We start from the raw sequence: 17,905 nt of genomic DNA, 5'->3' as shown, positions 1-17,905 counted from the left end.
GGGTGCCACTAGGGGGTCGCGCGGGGGGAGCACCGTGGCCGGTCGCGTGTTCGCTCATGCGAACTCCACCTCCCGCGGGGAGGGCACATCGTCGGAGGGTGCATCCTCCAGAACCATCCGCAGCTTGCCGATGAGGTCGGAACGCGTCGTCGCCCCCAGGCGCCGGCGGATGCGCGCGATGTGATGCTCTGCGGTGCGGGGGGAGATGAAGATGGACTCGCCGATCTCGGCGTAGGTCTTGCCCTGTACGACGAGGGCCGCCACCTCCCGCTCCCGCGCGCTCAGCAGGTCGTTGACGCGCTGGGCGGCGGCCTCGGTCGTGCGCGCGTCGTCGACGGCGGGATGCTGCAGCTCCTCCCGCGGGTGCAGCTGACGCGCGCACGCGAGCAGGCGCGCGATGACGCGACGGTCCTCCGTGCGCCCGGCGCCGTGGCCGGCCAGGCGCGCACCGTCCCATGCCAGGCCCACCGAAGCCAGCCCCAGGGCCGCCCGCTCGATCGCGTCGGCGTCGACATGACCGGTGAGCACCTCGGTCCACACCTTGCCCGCGCGGGCCATCTTGCGCGCCAGGCGCGTGTGCGGGGCTGCGGCCAGCAGCCCGCGCGCATGCGGGGCGAGGTCGTCGGGGCGGTTCTGATGAATCGCACAGTGCAGGCCCGCCCAGTGCAGATGGCTCGACCACATGGGCGGCGAGCCCATGCGCTCCACCGTGGCGTACGCCTCGTCCAGGTGCGGGCGCAGCCGCTCCAGGTCGCCCAGGCGCGCGGCACCGACGGCGAACTCGGCCAGGGGCAGCAGCGAGTACAGGTCGAAGCGCGTGCGCAGGATGCTCTCGCGGGCGCGCCGCCACGCCGGCGCGAGCGCCGACGCGTCGGCGTACCGGCGGGTGAGGGCCATCGTGACGGCGTCGGCGAGCACCCGCTCGCGGGCGGTGGTCACGCCGGCCGCGCTCGCCGCCTGCAGGGCCGACTCCGCCTCATGCGGACGCTCCCGCTGCACCGCGACCCAGGCCTGCCACAGCAGCAGCCGAGGGCGCGCCCACATCCCGCCGTGGCCCGCCCGCACGGCGGTGTCCATCACGGTGTGGGCGACGCCGAGCTCGCCGAGGCTCAGGGCTGCGACGGTGGCGACCACCGCGGGGAGCTCGGGCGTCGGGGCATCGCACTGCGCGGCCGTGTACATCTCGGTGGCGCGGACGAGGTCGCTCAGGCACGTGCGCGTCTGCGTCCCCAGTGTCGCGCGCAACCCGCGGACGAGCAGCTCGTGCGACACCGCCAGCGTCGACGGCACGGCGCGTGCGGGCGGCGCCTGGCCGAGGCGGTCGAGCTCGTCCACCTCACCGGAGCCGAGGGCCGCGAGGCTCGCGTGCGCGACGAATTCGGGCGTGCCCGGGTCGGTGTGGGCGAACACCGCCGACGCCATGCGCAGGTCGCCGCGCGCAGCCCACACGGCGCCGGCGATCGCCGCCGCCTCCGGGAAGCCGGGGTGCGCCGCATCCACCGTGGCGGCGTCGATGAGAGCGCCCGCGGCGTCGATCTCCCCGGCGTTCCATGCCGCCCGCGCACGCCGCACGGCGACCGTGCGCGGGTCTGCGCCGGCGTCGGCGGCGCCGCGGAAGAGCTCGTCGGCGCGGTGCGGATGACGCGAGAGCTCGGTGTCGCCGTCCTCGAGCAGCGCCGTGGCCACGCGCGGATCGTGCATCCCGCCCATCAGCTCGCGCACGAGCGGGTCGGCCGGCGACGCCCCGGCGTCGACGTACAGCTCGGCGAGGCGGTCGACGGAGATCGTCGTCCGCACGGTGTCGCGCACGACCGGCGCCGGCTGGCCATTGCGCTGCAGCAGTCCCTTGGCGTGTCCGGCCGCGGCCCAATCGGCCCCCGGGGGCGACACCGGCGTGTGCGGCGACAGGCACAGGCTCTCCAGCGCATGCCGGAGCTCCTCGTCGAGACCGGCGATGCGATGCGCGATGAGGTCGCGCAGCTCCTCCCGCACACCCGGGTGCGCGTCATCCTCGGTGCAGTCGGCGTCGTGCACGCCGAGCGCCTCGGAGACGAGCCAGGTCAGGTGACCCGCCAGCTCGAGGACCCCGTCCACGCACCGCGGGGCGATCGCCCGCCCGTTCCGGGTGCACTCGTCGACCACGTCCGCGTGCGTGACATGCCCCAGCACGATGGCCGGATGCAGCGCGTCGGCGATCTCGCGGAGCATCGGCGGCACCGGCCACGGTCGCATCGCCAGGACGAGCGCTGCGTCCGGGTCGCCTACGCGCCGGCCGAGCGCGGCGAGGTCGTCGGGGGAGAGGAGGTGCGCGTCGTCGATGACGAGCACGTCGTTCGCCGGTACGTGCGCGAGGTCGCGGCCCGCGCTGACGGGAGTGCGGCCTTGCGTGGCGAACTCCGCGTGCAGCCGCTGCAGCAGCCGCGTCTTACCCGACCCGGCGGTGCCGACGAGGACCAGCCGCGGAGGCCGGTCGTCAGCGACGACGGCGTCGATGTGGGTGCGCGCAGGACGCGGAAGGACCATCGGGATACCACCGGCCGCATCGGCGGGCGGCGTGAGCGTGGACGCCATGTCGGGCCCGCGTCACACGGGCACGCCGGCGGTGGGCGTCGGTGAGGGCTCGCCGCCCGGCGGTGGCGTCGGATCCGCTTCCGCCGGGGGATCGGCGGGCGGTGTCTCCGCGGTGTCGCCTCCGCCGGTGTCGCCTCCGCCGGTGTCCCCTCCGCCGGTGCCGCCGGGGTCGCTGGGCCCGGGGTCGGTGGGGCCGGGGTCGGCCGGGCCGGGATTGGCGGGGCCGGGATCGGCGGGGCCGGGATCGGTGGGGCCGGGATCGGAGGGGCCGGGGTCGGTCGGGCCGGGGTCGGGTGTCGCATCCCCGCCGCCGGGTGTGGGGGCGGGAGTCGAGCCCGAGGGGGAGCCGGAGGAGGGGCGCGGGGTGGCCGCCGAACCGCCGGCGGGTGTGGTCCCCTGCGCGGCCCGCCCCTGCGCGGCGGCACGCGTCGAGCTGCCGGGAGTGCGCGGGGGCGTCGCCGAGGCGGGCTTCTTGGCCGGGGTGCGCCGCCACGTCGTGCCCTCGGGGCGGGCGCCCTCCGCCTCGGCGACGGGCTCCACCGCCGACTCGGCGGGCTGGGCGGCGCTGTGGTCACCGGGGCCCGCATCCGCGGCCGCGGCCTCGGGCGCCGCGGTCATATCGGCACGGTCGGAGGCTCCCACGATGGCGGTGCCCAGTGTCGGGGCGCCGGCGACGCCGAGACTCGCCAGCACGACCGCCGCCCCCACCGTGAGGTACGCCGCCACCGGTGCGCGCCGGAACCAGCTGCGCCGCGCGGCACCTGCGGCGGGCTCGGGCCGGAGCGCGGGAGCGTCGTCCTCGACGACGAGCGCCGGCACATCGTCGGCGGGCTCGGCTGCGGCGCGGGCGGCGTCGGCGGCCGCGCGGGCAGCGCCCAGGGCGATGATCGCCTTCGGGTCGGCGTCCAGGGCGATCGGGCGGTCGAACCGCTCCGAGAGCACCTGCGCCACGCGCGGGATGCGGGAGGTCCCGCCGGTCAGCAGGATCGCGTCGACATCGTCGAGGTCCACCCCGGCGCGTTCGAGGGCGTCCTCGAACGCGTCGACGGTGCGGTCCAGGTCGTCGGCGATCATGACCTCGAACTCGTCGCGGCTCAGGCGGACGCTGCGCTGGTCGCCCGACAGCAGCACCGGCACGACGGCCTCGGAGTCGAACGACAGCGACTCCTTGGCATCCACGCACTCCCGCCGCAGCGCCGCCAGCGCCATCCGCCCCGACGTGTCGCCGGCCAGCGCCATGGTGTCCAGGCGCGCCGTGCGCACGACGTGGCGCACGAGGGCATCGTCGAAGTCGGCGCCGCCGAGGTCGGGGATGCCGGCGGGTGCACCGACGATGCGCACGGCCCCATCCGCGTCCTTGCGGAGGGCGACGGCGTCGAAGGTGCCGCCGCCGAAGTCGTAGACGGCGAGAACGCGGCCCTCGGGCAGCGGATTGGTCGACTCGTAGTGGCGGGCGGCGGCCTCCGGCTCGGTGATGACCACGACGCCGCGCCAACCCTGCTCCGACAGCGCCGTCCGCACGATGTCGCTGCGGTACTCGCCCCACGCGGCGGGCACCGTGATCGCCAGCAGCGCGGGGGATCCGCCCTCGCGCTCCACGACGGCGCGCGCTGCCCAGTCCACCGTGCGGGCGTACAGCTCCTCCGGCGCGAAGGCGCGGTCGGCGGCGAGGATCGGCACGTCGTCGCCGATCCGGCGCTTGTACTCCCGGATCAGGCGATCCGGCTGCGTATGCCCCCGCCGCTCGGCCGCGTCGCCGAACAGCAGCTCGCCGTCGGCGGCGAACACCACCGTGGGTGCGTTGTCGCCGCTGCGCCCGAGCGGGAACGGCGTGGCCAGCAGACTGCCGTCCGGCGCGAACCTCGCGATCGCCGCAGATGTCCGGCTGGTGCCGACATCGATCGCCAAATAGTACGGACCATTCATTTCTTCCCCCCGGACGAAGCTGCCCCGAGGGGCCCCCGCGCTCGTTCCGTACGCCAGCAAGGGAAAGCCCAGGCTCATCCCCACTGATGTCCCAATGGCCGATGCGTGCCCCCAGCGCATCGACGTGTGTTGGATTGTGGCACACGCCCGCATGGATGGGAAGGGTGGCCGGCGCCCGGGGCTCGGCAGCAGGTGCCGCATCCGTCGCCGGGCTGGCACTCGCGTTGCGTGAGTGCCAGCTCTTTCCGTACACTGGCGTTAGCACTCACCCCGCGCGGGTGCTAACGAGTCTTCTGTACCGAAGCGTGAAGAAAGAAGAGGTAGACCGTGTCGGTTTCCATCAAGCCGCTCGAGGACCGCATCGTCATCCAGCAGGTCGAGGCTGAGCAGACCACCTCCAGTGGTCTCGTCATCCCCGACACCGCCAAGGAGAAGCCGCAGGAGGGCGAGGTCGTCGCCGTCGGACCCGGCCGCATCGACGACAACGGCAACCGCGTTCCGCTCGACGTCGCCGTCGGCGACCGCGTGATCTACAGCAAGTACGGCGGCACCGAGGTCAAGTTCGGCGCCGACGAGTACCTCGTGCTCTCGGCTCGCGACGTCCTCGCGGTCGTCGTCCGCTGACACCAGTTCTCCGAAAGCCCCGGATGCCTCGGCATCCGGGGCTTTCGCGTGCGTGGCAGGATTCCGCGGTCACGCGCTCGTGCGCGCGGCGTGATGTCCGGCCCGGCGTCGGCGCACGCCCATAGGCTGGGGGAGTGGATCGGACGACGCCCCCCGCCCCCGTCGCACCTGCACCGTCGGAGGCCCGCGAGCGACTGACCGGCGGGGCGTACGCCTTCACCGCGTACCTGCTGTGGGGCATCCTGCCGCTGTACTTCGTCTCGCTCCTGCCCACCGGGGCGTGGGAGCTCGTGGCGTGGCGGATCGTGCTGTCGTTGGTGTTCTGCGTGGTCCTGCTCGCGGTCACCCGTGCGTGGCGGCCGCTGCGGGCGATTCTCCGGCAGCCGAGACTGCTCGGCTGGACGGCCCTGGCCGGCGGACTCATCTATATCAACTGGATGGTCTACGTCCTGGCCACCCTCAGCGGCCACGTCGTGGAGACGAGCCTGGGCTACTTCATCAACCCTCTCGTGACGGTCGTGCTGGGCGTTCTCGTGCTGCGCGAGCGCCTGCGCCTCACCCAGTGGCTCGCCCTCGGGCTGGCCGCCGTCGCGGTCGTCGTCATCGTCGTCGGCTACGGCGCGTTCCCCTGGATCGCCCTGAGCCTGGCGTTCTCCTTCGGCCTGTACGGCCTGGTGAAAAAGCGCATCGGCCCGGCCGTCGACGCCGTCAGCGGGCTCACGCTGGAATCGGCGTGGCTCACCCCCATAGCGCTCGTGCAGCTCGCCGTCGTGGCCGCGATCTCCGGGCTCACCCTGTTCACGGCCGGCCCTGTTCACGCCGTGCTGCTCCTGCTCGCGGGCGTGGTCACCGCCACCCCGCTGCTGTTCTTCGCCGCCGGCGCGCGGCGCACGCCGCTGACGGTCATGGGGATGCTGCAGTTCGTGGCGCCCATCCTGCAGTTCGCGATCGGGGTGTGGGTGTTCGGCGAGCCGATGCCGGTGGAGCGGTGGATCGGGTTCGCCCTCGTGTGGGTCGCCCTCATCGTGCTGACCGCCGACTCCGTCGCGGCCGCGCGTCGCGGCCGGCGGGCGGGCGCGGACGTCGCCGAACCGGCCTGAGTCAGGCCGCAGCATCCGCACATAACGATTTGGGCGCCGTTACACATCGTTAACGAACGGCAATACCGGCGAGATGGCCCGCGGACTAGGTTTGGGGCACTGGGTCGGCGCCCGAGTCGGCCAGCGTTCATACACAGCAAGGAGCATCATGAGCGTCTTCACACGTTCGCGTGCGGGCAAGGTCTTCGGCGCCATCGCCGTGGCCGGTGTCAGCGCGCTCTTCCTGGCCGGGTGCGGCGGTGGCGGCGGAGAGGCCGCCGAGACCGGCGGCGGTAACTCCTCCGAAGTCGGCGGCGAGCTCGACCTCAAGATCGGCACGGCGCTTCCCCAGACGGGGACCCTGGCCTTCCTGGGCCCGCCGGAAGAGGCCGGCGTCGGCTACGCCGCGGCGCAGATCAACGAGATCTCCGACGAGACGGGTCTGTCGCTCGAGGTCGTCTTCGGCGACTCCGGCGACACCGACAACAAGGCCTACGAGACCGAGATCCCCCGCCTGCTGGCCGAGGACGTCTCCGCCGTCATCGGCGCCGCGTCCTCGGGCGTCTCGCTGCAGTTCATCGACCAGGTGACCGGTGCCGGCGTCATCCAGTTCTCGCCGGCGAACACCTCCGACGAGTTCACGACGTACGAGGACAACGGCCTGTACTTCCGCACCGCACCCTCCGACGTGTTGCAGGGCGAGGTGCTCGGCAACCTCATCGCAGAGGACGGCAACCAGACCCTCGGCCTGATCGTGCTCAACGACTCGTACGGTACGGGCCTGGCCAAGTACGTCTCCGAGGCCTTCGAGGCCGCCGGTGGCGAGGTGGTCGCCGAGACCACGTACAACACCGGTGACACCACGTTCGACACGCAGATCAGCGAGGTTCTCGCGGCCGACCCCGACGCGATCGCGCTGATCACGTTCGACGAGGTCGCCACGATCCTGCCGAGCCTGTTCGGGTCGTACCCGGCCGAAGACCTGTACTTCGTCGACGGCAACCTGAAGAACTTCGCCGACGCGTTCCCGGCCGGCTCCCTCACGGGCGCCAAGGGCACGCTGCCCGGTCTGTCGATCGACTCGATCGCGGACTTCACCGGCGAGCTCGACGCGTTCGTCGAGGCGGAGGGTCTGCCGGCGCTGGAGGACTACAGCTACGCGGCCGAGTCCTACGACGCCACGATCCTGCTCTCCCTCGCGGCCCTCGCGGCCGGGTCGACCGACTCCGCGGATATCGCGGAGAAGCTCATCGAGGTCTCGGGTGGTTCGGGTGACGGGGAGACGTGCTCCACGTACGCCGACTGCGCCCAGATCATCCTGGACGGCGGCACGGCCGACTACGAGGGCATCTCGGGTCCGATCACGTTCGACGAGGTCGGCGACCCGACCGAGGCGTCGATCGGCATCTACCAGTACGGCGAGGACAACAACTACTCCGCCTACGAGGGCTGATCGCAGCATCCACACGGAAGGGCCCCGGTCTTCGACCGGGGCCCTTCCCCGTGCCCGCCCGGCCCACCCCAGATCCGCGAGACTGCACGCCACCGGCGAGACCGCGACATGATGTCGCGGTCTCGTCACGTGCGTGCAGTCTCGCGGAGCACTGGGCGGCGCGGGCGCGCGGATGGCCGCGGGGCGGCGGGGCGGGGCGAGCGGGCTACTGGCCGAGGGTGCCGAGGTACAGCTCGGTGACCTTGGGGTCGTTCAGGAGCTCGCGGCCGGTGCCGGTGTAGGCGTCCCGGCCCTGGTCCAGCACGTAGCCGCGGTCGCAGATCTGCAGGCAGCGGCGCGCGTTCTGCTCGACCATGATGCACGTGACGCCGGCCTTGTTGATCTCCGAGACCCGGATGAACGCCTCATCCTGCCGCACCGGCGAGAGACCGGCCGACGGCTCGTCCAGGAGCAGCACCTTCGGGTCCATCATGAGCGCGCGGCTCATGGCGACCATCTGCCGCTCGCCGCCGGAGAGCGACCCTGCGCGCTGCTTCAGCCGCTTGCCGAGCTCCGCGAAGATGCCGGTGACGAACTCCAGGCGCTCCTTGTAGGCCTTGGGGCGCTGGTACAGCCCCATCTGGAGGTTCTCCTCGATCGTGAGGCTGGGGAAGACGTTGTTGCTCTGCGGGATGAAGCCCACCCCGCGCCCGACGAGCTTGTTCGCCTTCAGGCCGGTGATGTCCTCGCCCTCGAGCAGGATCTTCCCCGAGCGCACGTTGACCTGCCCGAAGATCGCCTTCAGCAGCGTGGACTTGCCCGCGCCGTTCGGGCCGATGATCCCGACCAGCTCCCCCTGGGAGGCGGTCAGCGAACAGCCGTTGAGGATGTTCACGCCGGGGAGGTAGCCGGCGTGGACGTCGTCGATGACGACGACGGCGGTGTCGGTGGCGACCGTGCTCATCGGCGGTTCTCCTCGTCTTCGGCGACGCCCTCGTCCACGAGGATCGCGGCGCTGGCGCTCTCGGATGCGGCGGCATCCGTCGTCGGATCGGCCAGGATGACCGGGATGCGGCCGGTGACCACGCCCAGGTCGAGCTCCTGGTGCGCGCCCAGGTAGGCGTCGATCACGGCGGGATTCTTCATGACCGACTCCGGATCGCCCTCGGCGACCACGCGGCCCTCGGCCATCACGATCACCCAGTCGGCGATGTGGCGCACCATGTGCATGTCGTGCTCGACGAACAGCACGGTCATGCCGAGGTCTTTGAGGTCGAGGATGTGGTCCAGCAGCGACTGCGTCAGCGCGGGGTTCACCCCGGCCATCGGCTCGTCGAGCATGACGAGCGTGGGCTCGGTCATGAGCGAGCGCGCCATCTCCAGGAGCTTGCGCTGGCCTCCGGAGAGGGAAGCGGCGAAGTCGTCGGCCTTCGCGTCGAGTTTGAACTTGCGCAGCAGGCCCTCCGCGCGCTCTTCGATCCCGGCGTCCTGCGGGCGCCACATCGCGGGGATGAGGCTCTGGAAGAACCGCTCGCCGCGCTGACCGGTCGCGCCCAGCTTCATGTTCTCCATGACCGTGAGCAGGCCCAGGGCCTTGGTCAGCTGGAACGTGCGCACGAGCCCCATACGGGCGACCTTGTACGCCGGCACCCCCGACAGGGACTTGCCGTCGAAGGTCCAGGATCCGCTGTTGGGCTTGTCGAAGCCCGTGAGCAGATTGAAGAGCGTCGTCTTGCCCGCGCCGTTGGGGCCGATGAGGGCGGTGATCGCGCCGCGCGGGATCTCCAGGTGCTCGACGTCGACGGCGTTGATGCCGCCGAACGAGCGCGTGATGTCGTCGGCGACGATGATCGGGTCGACCTTCTTCACCCCGGGGCCGGGGGTGCCCACGTGCAGGCCGGTGGCCTTCGCGCGCGGCGTGGGGGAGGTCGGCGTCGGCTCGACGGGGATGTCCCCGCCGGGGGAAGGTGCGTTATTTGACAAAGGTCAGCTCCTTCTTGTTGCCGAGGATGCCCTGCGGCATGAAGATCACCAGCAGCATCAGCGCGACGCCGACGAGGATGAAGCGCAGCGTGCCGGCCTGGATCTGGTTCATGAAGGGCAGGAAGCCCGCCTGCACGAGCGCCGGCAGCACGTTGGAGAGGAACGTCTGCAGCACCCAGAAGATGAGCGAGCCCAGGAGCGGTCCGAACACCGTGGCCGCACCGCCCAGGAGGAGCGCGGTCCACACGAAGAAGGTCAGCGACGTGACGTAGACGCCGGGGCTCACCGCCGAGGGGAGGGCGTACACGATCCCACCGGCCGCGGCGAGCATGCCGCCCAGCACGAGCGACTGCATCTTGTAGGAGAAGACGTTCTTGCCGAGCGAGCGCACGGCGTCCTCGTCTTCGCGGATGCCCTTGAGCACGCGGCCCCACGGGCTGCGCATGAGCATCCACACCACGAGCACGGCGATGCCGAGGGTGACCAGGCCCATGATGCGGACCCACCACCCGTTCTCGTTGTACGTCCACGGCCCGAGGCCATAGGTGCCGTCGGGCAGCGGATTCGAGGCGCGGAAGCTCGTGTGGTAGCCGCTGAGCCCGTCGGCGGAGCCGGTGAACTCGTCGAAGGCCGTCGTGAGGAACAGCAGGCGCACCACCTCGGCGGCGGCGATCGTGACGATCGCGAGGTAGTCGCCTCGCAGCCGCAGCGTCGGGATGCCGAGGATCAGGGCGAACACCGCCGCAGCCCCCAGGCCGACCAGCGCTCCGGCCCACCAGGGCAGCCCGAAGGAGAGGATCGAGATGGCGTAGCCGTAGGCGCCGATCGCCATGAAGCCGGCGATGCCCATGTTGATGAGGCCCGCGTAGCCGAAGTGCACCGCCAGGCCCAGGGCCGCCAGCGCGTAGCCGATCGTGGCGGGACTGAGGATCGAGGATGCGGTGTTCGAGAGGATGGGAAGCCAGTCCATGGTTCGCGCCTAACCTATTCTCTCGCGGCGGCCGAGGATACCCTGCGGTCGGAACAGCAGGATGACGATCAGGATCAGAAGTGCGGTGGCGTACTTGAGGTCGGACGGGATGCCGAACAGGGTCGACACCTCCACGAGCAGGCCCACGACGATCGCGCCGATGAGGGCGCCGAACGCCGTGCCCAGGCCGCCCAGGGTGACGGCGGCGAACATCAGCAGCAGCACCTGCGCCCCCATGTCCCACTTGATGCCGGGGCGGTAGTACGCATAGAGGATGCCGGCCAGGGCGGCCATCGCGCCGGCCACGATCCACACCACCCGGACGACGAAGTCGACGTCGATGCCGGATGCGGAGGCAAGCGACGGGTTGTCGGAGATGGCTCGCGTGGCCTTGCCCAGCCGCGACCGGGTCAGCCACAGGGCGAAGGCGACGATCACGACGAGGGAGATGCCGATGGAGACCATGTCGATGACGCTCATCTGCACCGACCCGAACAGGTTGATCTTCGGTGCCGAGGAGAACGGTAGCTGGCTCGTGCCGCCGCCGATGAAGAACTGGTAGATGTACCGCAGCGTGAGCGACAGCCCGATGCTCACGATCATCAGCTGGACGACCGCGACGCGTCGGCGTCGGAGCGGCCGCCACAGCACCATGTCCATCACGAGCCCGAACACCGCCCCCAGGATCACCGCCAGGGGGAACCCGAGCCACCACGGCAGCGACAGCCCGACGAGGAACAGGGCCGCGACGGCGCCGAACGTGACCATCTCGCCGTGGGCGAAGTTGGAGATGCCGGTGGTGCCGAACACGAGCGAGAGCCCGACGGCGGCCAGGGCCAGCATGAGGCCGAAGTTCAGGCCCTGCACGGTCCGCTGGATGAGCTGGTCGAAGAAGCTCGTGACGTTGCGCTCGCCCTCGCCGATGAAGAAGTTCACGGTGACGCGGCCGCCGGCGCCGACCTCGACCTCTTTCACGTTGGGGCTGTCGTCCTCGGGGTCGACCACGGCGATGCCCTCGGGGAGCGTGTCCTCGTCGAGGGTGACGGTGTACTCCTCGCCGCGCTCGGGGACGCCGACGCGCCACTGGCCCGCGGCATCCGTCTCCGCCTCCTGATCACCCCCCGGCCCGTCGATGACCAGGATGACGCCTTCGAGCGGTTCGCCGTCGAGCTGGACGTTGCCGCTGATGCGATAGGGGTCGTCCTCGGCCGCGACGGCGGGCGCCGAGCCGGCGAACACTCCGAGCAACGTCAGGAGAAGCGCGAACAAGGCGGGGAGCGCTCCCGCGCGCTTTCGGCGCGCCGCAGTGGTCGTGGGACTCACAGATCCTCCAGTCGGCGACAAAGCCGATGTTCGGGTCGTATCGGCAGTGATGAACGACGCTACGAGCGTAATGTGTCGGCCGTGTTTCACCTACCTCACGGCAATGACGCGTGACCGGTCTGGAATACTACGCACTACACGGGCGATCGGAGTCATCCGGGGGAATTTTCCTTCCCCGCGTCGCCTTAGAATCTGTAGAGCGCGGACTTTCGCGCCGGCCGTCGTCGTCCCTCGAGCAACGCGCCGCGCGCGCAGGAGAACCATGGAGAACCACGACCCCTTCGGCTTCGTCGGCCTCACCTACGACGACGTCCTCCTCCTTCCCGGGCACACGGATGTCATCCCCAGCGAGGCCGACACCTCCTCGCGGGTGACGCGTCGGATCACCGTGGCGACGCCGCTGCTGTCGGCGGCGATGGACACCGTCACCGAGGCGCGCCTGGCGATCGCGATCGCGCGTGAGGGCGGCCTGGGCATCCTGCACCGCAATGCCTCCATCCAGGAGCAGGCCTCGATGGTCGACCGGGTCAAGCGCAGCGAATCGGGCATGATCACCGACCCGATCACGACGACGCCGGATGCCTCGATCGAGGAAGTGGACGCGCTGTGCGCGCAGTACCGCATCTCGGGTCTCCCCGTCGTCGATGACGACGGGCGGCTCCTGGGCATCATCACCAACCGCGACATGCGGTTCGTCTCCGGTTTCGAGCGGCGCACGACGAAGGTGCGCGACGTCATGACGCGCGAGGGTCTCATCACCGGCCGCGTCGGGATCGGCGCCAACGAGGTCATCGCGCTGTTCGCGCAGCACCGCGTGGAGAAGCTGCCCCTCATCGACGACGACGGCAAGCTCGCCGGCCTCATCACGATCAAGGACTTCGACAAGAGCGAGAAGTATCCCCTCGCGACCAAGGACGAGCACGGGCGCCTCCGCGTGGGCGCGGCGATCGGATTCTTCGGCGACGCGTGGGAGCGGGCCGAGGCCCTCCGCGACGTCGGCGTCGACGTCCTCGTCGTGGACACGGCCAACGGTCAGTCCGCGGGTGTCATCGACATGGTGCGACGCCTGAAGTCCGACCCGTCCTTCGCGCACATCGACGTCATCGGCGGCAACGTCGCCACGCGCGAGGGCGCGCAGGCGCTCGTGGACGCCGGCGCGGATGCGGTCAAGGTCGGCGTGGGTCCGGGATCCATCTGCACGACGCGGATCGTCGCCGGCGTCGGCGTGCCGCAGGTCACGGCGATCTGGGAGGCGTTCCAGGCCACGCGGGAGGCGGGCATCCCCGTCATCGCCGACGGCGGGCTGCAGTACTCCGGCGACATCGCCAAGGCGCTGGTCGCCGGGGCCGACACCGTCATGCTCGGCTCGTTGCTGGCCGGCACGGACGAGTCGCCGGGCGAGATCGTCTTCCAGGGCGGCAAGCAGTTCAAGCAGTACCGCGGCATGGGGTCGCTCGGCGCGCTGCAGACGCGCGGGAAGAAGACGTCGTACTCCAAGGACCGCTACTTCCAGGCCGACGTGCCCACCGACGACAAGCTCATCCCCGAGGGTATCGAGGGGCAGGTCGCCTACCGCGGGCCACTCTCGGCCGTCGCCTATCAGCTCGTCGGCGGACTGCGTCAGTCGATGTTCTACGTCGGTGCCCGCACGATCGAGGAGCTCAAGGCCAAGGGACGCTTCGTCCGCATCACCGCGGCAGGGCTCAAGGAATCGCACCCGCACGACGTGCAGATCGTCGTCGAGGCGCCCAACTACAGCCGCAAGTAGGCCCGGCGCGCGTGCCTGCCCGCGCCGGCGGGGCGGAAACGGCTGGCGGGTAGGCTGGAGCGGTGACCATGGAGATCGATCTGGGCCGCGCCAAGCGCGCCCGCCGCGCGTACACGTTCGACGACATCGCCGTCGTGCCGTCACGGCGCACCCGTAACCCCGAGGACGTCTCGACGGGGTGGACGATCGACGCGTTCCCCTTCGAGATCCCGGTGCTCGGCGCCCCGATGGACTCGGTGGTCAGCCCCCGCACGGCCATCATGCTCGGACAGCTCGGTGGCCTGGGCGTGCTCGACCTCGAGGGCCTGTGGACCCGCTACGAAGACCCCGAGCCGCACCTGGCCGAGATCGCGGCCCTGGACGACGCGCTCGCGACCCGGCGTATGCAGGAGCTGTACTCGGAGCCGATCAAGCCCGAGCTCGTCCGTGACCGCCTCGCCGAGATCCGCGCAGCCGGGGTCACCGTCGCCGGTGCGCTCACGCCCCAGCGGACGCAGGAGCTGTATGAGACCGTCGTCGCCGCCGGCGTCGACCTGTTCGTCATCCGCGGCACGACGGTGTCGGCTGAGCACGTCTCCAGCGGCAGCGCGCCGCTGAACCTGAAGAAGTTCATCTACGACCTCGACGTGCCCGTCATCGTCGGCGGCGCCGGCACCTACACCGCCGCCCTGCACCTCATGCGCACGGGGGCCGCGGGCGTGCTGGTCGGATTCGGCGGGGGAGCGGCGTCCACCACGCGGGCGACCCTCGGCATCCACGCGCCCATGGCCACCGCCGTGGCCGATGTCGCCGGTGCCCGCCGCGACTACCTCGACGAGTCGGGCGGACGCTACGTCCACGTCATCGCCGACGGCGGCGTGGGCACCTCCGGCGACATCGTGAAGGCGCTCGCCATGGGCGCCGACGCCGTCATGCTCGGTGTCGCGCTGGCGCGGGCGACGGATGCGCCGGGCCGCGGCTATCACTGGGGCCCCGAGGCGCACCACCCGCAGCTGCCGCGCGGACGCCGCGTGCGCGTGGACCAGATCGGCGCGCTCGAGGAGATCCTGTACGGGCCGGCCCCCGTCTCCGACGGCACGGCCAACCTCATCGGGGCGCTGCGCAAGTCGATGGCGACCACCGGGTACTCCGACCTCAAGGAGTTCCAGCGCGTCGAGGTGGTCGTCGCCCCATACGGCTCCTGATGTCCGAGGTCCCGCCCCGCGACGAGCCGGTCCGCGCCGACCCGGCCGCCGAGCCCGTCGACGCGTTCCCGCCCACGCTGCGCGAAGTCATGCTGCGCCCGCAGTGGCTCGGCATGCTGGCGCTGTCGCTCGTCGTGGCGGGGGTGTTCGCGTGGCTCGGGCAGTGGCAGCTGGGCAACGCCATCGACACCTCCCCGCCGCCGCCGGGGATGACCGAGGAGGTGCGGCCGCTCGCCGACGTCGCCCAGCCCGGCGAGTACCTGCCGGAGCCGCTCGTGGGTCAGCGCGTGGAGACGGTCGGGCGGTGGATCCCCGGCGACTTCCTCGTCGTCTCCGCCCGCGTGAACGACGGCGTGGAGGGGTACTGGGTGACCGGGCAGCTGCGCCTGGCCGACACCCCCGAGCCGACGTCGGTCGCCGTCGCGGTGGGATGGGCCGCCGACCGCGCGAGTGCCGAAGCCGCCGCATCCGCGCTGTCGGAGCAAGCCGCCGCAGACCCCGAGGCGCTGGTGGAGATCAGCGGGCGCCTCATCTCCGACGAGGGCCCGGCGCTCCCGCCGCCCGGCGCCGATCCGGAGGAGATCACGCGGATGTCGCCGCCGGCGCTGCTCTCGCGGTGGCACGACATCGAGGGTCTGTCGGTCTATCGTCCGTACGTCACCTCGTGGGAGGCGCTGGGGGGCCTGGAGGAGATCTCCTCTCCCGCCCCCGAGGAGGGCGGCGCGGTGAACTGGCTCAACCTGTTCTACGCCGCCGAGTGGGCGGTGTTCGCCGGGTTCGCCTTCTACATGTGGTACCGGCTCGCTCGTGACGCGTGGGAGAAAGAGGTCGAAGACCTCGAGGATGCCGCCGCCCCCTGACGCGCGCCCGAGCGCTGTGCCGCACGTGCGCTCGTCGGGGGCACACAGGTCGCCCGGGTAGAATGCCGCCATGCCCGCAGCCCCCAAACTCGCCACGTTTCCGGCGATCCGCGGAGCGCTGAAGTTCTACCAGATCTGCTCGATCATCACCGGTATCGGACTGCTCCTGCTCCTGGCCGAGATGATCCTGAAGTACACGCCGCTGCACCTCGAACTGTTCGCGGGCGGTTCGGGCGGCCCGCTGTGGCTCGCGACCGTCATCGCCGGGCCCACGTGCGAGTGGTGGTCGCTGTTCCTGCCGCAGACCAACACGTGCGAGATGATCTCCACCGGCGACGGCGCGAACATCTCGCTGTTCATCCTCGTCGCGCACGGCTGGTTCTACGTCGTGTACCTCTTCGCGTGCTTCCGGCTGTGGAGCCTCATGCGCTGGCCGCTGCGCCGGTTCCTCCTCCTGGCCCTCGGCGGCGTCGTGCCGCTGCTGTCCTTCATCCTCGAGGGCAGGACCGCGAAGCAGGTGCGCACCTACCTCGATGAGCGCGAGGCGGCCGCAGCCGCCGCATCCATCCCGGCATCCGCCGAACCCGCCCCGAAAGGCACCCGGTGACCGAACAGACCGAGACCTCCCAGCGTCCCGTCCTCGTCGTCGACTTCGGCGCGCAGTACGCGCAGCTGATCGCGCGGCGCGTGCGCGAAGCCGGCGTCTACAGCGAGATCGTCCCGCACACCGCCACGGCGGAGGAGATCGCCGCCAAGAGCCCGGTCGGCATCATCCTCTCCGGCGGCCCGTCGTCCGTGTACGAGGAGGGTGCGCCGTCGCTGGATGCGGGCGTGTTCGACCTCGGCGTCCCCACCCTCGGCATCTGCTACGGCTTCCAGGTCATGGCGCAGGCGCTGGGCGGCGAGGTCGCCCACACCGGCCTGCGCGAATACGGTGCGACGGATGCGACGGTCGTGACCGAGGGGACGCTCCTGCAGGGGCAGCCGCCTGAGCAGAACGTGTGGATGAGCCACGGCGACCAGGTCGCCCGCGCACCCGAGGGCTTCGACGTGCTCGCGCGCACCGCCGCGACGCCTGTGGCCGCCTTCGCAAACGACACCCGCAAGCTCTACGGCGTGCAATGGCACCCCGAGGTCAAGCACACCGATCACGGCCAGGCGGTGCTGGAGAACTTCCTCCACCGCGCCGCCGGCCTCCCCGCCGACTGGAACAGCGGCAACGTCATCGCCGAGCAGGTCGACAAGATCCGCGCCCAGGTCGGCACCGGCCGTGTGCTGTCGGCGCTGTCGGGCGGGGTGGACTCCGCGGTCTCCACGGCGCTCGTGCACAAGGCCGTCGGCGACCAGCTGACCGCCGTGTTCATCGACCACGGCCTCCTCCGCAAGGGTGAGCGCGAGCAGGTCGAGAACGACTACGTCGCCTCCACCGGCGTGCGCCTGATCACCGTCGACGCGCGCGAGACGTTCCTCAGCGCCCTCGCCGGGGTGAGCGACCCCGAGCAGAAGCGCAAGATCATCGGGCGCGAGTTCATCCGGGCGTTCGAGAACGTGCAGACCGACCTGCTCGCCGAGGCGGCCGCCGAGGGCGACCCCATCCGCTTCCTGGTCCAGGGGACGCTGTACCCCGACGTCGTGGAATCCGGCGGCGGCTCGGGCACGGCCAACATCAAGAGCCACCACAACGTCGGCGGCCTTCCCGAGGACATGCAGTTCGAGCTCGTCGAGCCGCTGCGCACCCTCTTCAAGGACGAGGTGCGCGCGATCGGCCGCGAGCTCGGCCTTCCCGAGGCGATCGTCGGTCGCCAGCCCTTTCCGGGCCCCGGCCTCGGCATCCGGATCGTGGGTGAGGTCACCGCTGACCGCCTCGAGATCCTGCGTGACGCCGACGCCATCGCCCGCGCGGAGCTGACGAAGGCGGGCCTGGACGGCGAGATCTGGCAGTGCCCTGTCGTGCTCCTCGCCGACGTGCGCTCGGTGGGCGTGCAGGGCGACGGCCGCACGTACGGGCACCCCATCGTGCTGCGCCCGGTCTCCAGCGAAGATGCCATGACCGCCGACTGGACGCGCCTGCCCTACGACGTGCTCTCGCGCATCTCCAACCGCATCACCAACGAAGTGCGCGAGGTCAACCGCGTCGTGCTGGACGTCACGTCCAAGCCGCCGGGAACCATCGAGTGGGAGTGAC

Annotated in this window: 14 protein-coding genes; 8 read left to right on the top strand and 6 right to left on the bottom strand. The window is 71.2% G+C overall.

The features are described 5' to 3' along the window. Positions 1 to 54 precede the first annotated feature (54 nt). Together E4V99_RS02915 and E4V99_RS18685 are read right to left on the bottom strand one after the other, a co-directional pair. Positions 55 to 2,571 carry a LuxR C-terminal-related transcriptional regulator gene (locus E4V99_RS02915; RefSeq protein WP_135063574.1) on the bottom strand — a complete coding sequence of 839 codons (2,517 nt, stop codon included), beginning with the start codon at positions 2,569 to 2,571 and terminating at the stop codon, positions 55 to 57. 12 nt (positions 2,572 to 2,583) lie between these two features. After that, positions 2,584 to 4,497, bottom strand: coding sequence for an Hsp70 family protein (locus E4V99_RS18685; protein ID WP_167758055.1), 1,914 nt, complete (start codon positions 4,495 to 4,497; stop codon positions 2,584 to 2,586). A 327-nt stretch (positions 4,498 to 4,824) separates the two neighbouring features. On the opposite strand from E4V99_RS18685, the gene groES reads away from it, so the two are divergent. From groES to E4V99_RS02895, 3 genes are all read left to right on the top strand, one after another. Continuing rightward, positions 4,825 to 5,121: a co-chaperone GroES gene (gene groES, locus E4V99_RS02905; protein ID WP_135063578.1), complete on the top strand. Its 297-nt coding sequence runs from the start codon at positions 4,825 to 4,827 to the stop codon at positions 5,119 to 5,121. A gap of 134 nt (positions 5,122 to 5,255) precedes the next feature. Continuing rightward, positions 5,256 to 6,221 carry an EamA family transporter RarD gene (gene rarD, locus E4V99_RS02900; protein ID WP_135063580.1) on the top strand — a complete coding sequence of 322 codons (966 nt, stop codon included), beginning with the start codon at positions 5,256 to 5,258 and terminating at the stop codon, positions 6,219 to 6,221. Between the two features lie 148 nt (positions 6,222 to 6,369). Then, positions 6,370 to 7,653 carry an ABC transporter substrate-binding protein gene (locus E4V99_RS02895; RefSeq protein WP_135063582.1) on the top strand — a complete coding sequence of 428 codons (1,284 nt, stop codon included), beginning with the start codon at positions 6,370 to 6,372 and terminating at the stop codon, positions 7,651 to 7,653. A 205-nt stretch (positions 7,654 to 7,858) separates the two neighbouring features. Here E4V99_RS02895 and E4V99_RS02890 read toward each other — a convergent pair whose 3' ends face one another. From E4V99_RS02890 to E4V99_RS02875, 4 genes are all read right to left on the bottom strand, one after another. Further along, the gene (locus E4V99_RS02890) at positions 7,859 to 8,596 is read right to left on the bottom strand and encodes an ABC transporter ATP-binding protein (protein ID WP_135063584.1); all 738 of its coding nucleotides are present in this window, start codon (positions 8,594 to 8,596) and stop codon (positions 7,859 to 7,861) included. Next, complete coding sequence (locus E4V99_RS02885; RefSeq protein ID WP_240742927.1) at positions 8,593 to 9,528, bottom strand: ABC transporter ATP-binding protein; 936 nt, start codon at positions 9,526 to 9,528, stop codon at positions 8,593 to 8,595. The genes E4V99_RS02890 and E4V99_RS02885 overlap by 4 nt, the downstream gene beginning before the upstream one ends. A 76-nt stretch (positions 9,529 to 9,604) precedes the next feature. After that, positions 9,605 to 10,585: a branched-chain amino acid ABC transporter permease gene (locus E4V99_RS02880; RefSeq protein ID WP_135063586.1), complete on the bottom strand. Its 981-nt coding sequence runs from the start codon at positions 10,583 to 10,585 to the stop codon at positions 9,605 to 9,607. A gap of 9 nt (positions 10,586 to 10,594) precedes the next feature. Next, positions 10,595 to 11,908: a branched-chain amino acid ABC transporter permease gene (locus tag E4V99_RS02875; RefSeq protein WP_245233104.1), complete on the bottom strand. Its 1,314-nt coding sequence runs from the start codon at positions 11,906 to 11,908 to the stop codon at positions 10,595 to 10,597. Between the two features lie 262 nt (positions 11,909 to 12,170). Here E4V99_RS02875 and guaB point away from each other — a divergent pair, with 262 nt between their 5' ends. From guaB to guaA, 5 genes are all read left to right on the top strand, one after another. Continuing rightward, positions 12,171 to 13,676, top strand: coding sequence for an IMP dehydrogenase (guaB, locus tag E4V99_RS02870; protein ID WP_135063588.1), 1,506 nt, complete (start codon positions 12,171 to 12,173; stop codon positions 13,674 to 13,676). A 68-nt stretch (positions 13,677 to 13,744) separates the two neighbouring features. Further along, entirely contained in the window at positions 13,745 to 14,860 is a 1,116-nt protein-coding gene (locus E4V99_RS02865; RefSeq protein WP_135070854.1) for a GuaB3 family IMP dehydrogenase-related protein, read from the top strand. 89 nt (positions 14,861 to 14,949) lie between these two features. Continuing rightward, on the top strand, positions 14,950 to 15,720 hold the full coding sequence (locus E4V99_RS02860) for an SURF1 family cytochrome oxidase biogenesis protein (protein ID WP_135070857.1): 771 nt from the start codon (positions 14,950 to 14,952) through the stop codon (positions 15,718 to 15,720). 70 nt (positions 15,721 to 15,790) lie between these two features. Beyond that, positions 15,791 to 16,327 carry a DUF3817 domain-containing protein gene (locus E4V99_RS02855; RefSeq protein ID WP_135063590.1) on the top strand — a complete coding sequence of 179 codons (537 nt, stop codon included), beginning with the start codon at positions 15,791 to 15,793 and terminating at the stop codon, positions 16,325 to 16,327. Then, positions 16,324 to 17,904: a glutamine-hydrolyzing GMP synthase gene (guaA, locus tag E4V99_RS02850; RefSeq protein WP_135063592.1), complete on the top strand. Its 1,581-nt coding sequence runs from the start codon at positions 16,324 to 16,326 to the stop codon at positions 17,902 to 17,904. Before E4V99_RS02855 ends, guaA begins: the two co-directional genes overlap by 4 nt. Position 17,905 lies beyond the last annotated feature (1 nt).

This window comes from Microbacterium sp. dk485 (assembly GCF_004570445.1).
Taxonomy (GTDB): Bacteria; Actinomycetota; Actinomycetes; order Actinomycetales; family Microbacteriaceae; genus Microbacterium; species Microbacterium wangchenii.
This window is presented reverse-complemented; position numbering and strand designations above follow the sequence as displayed.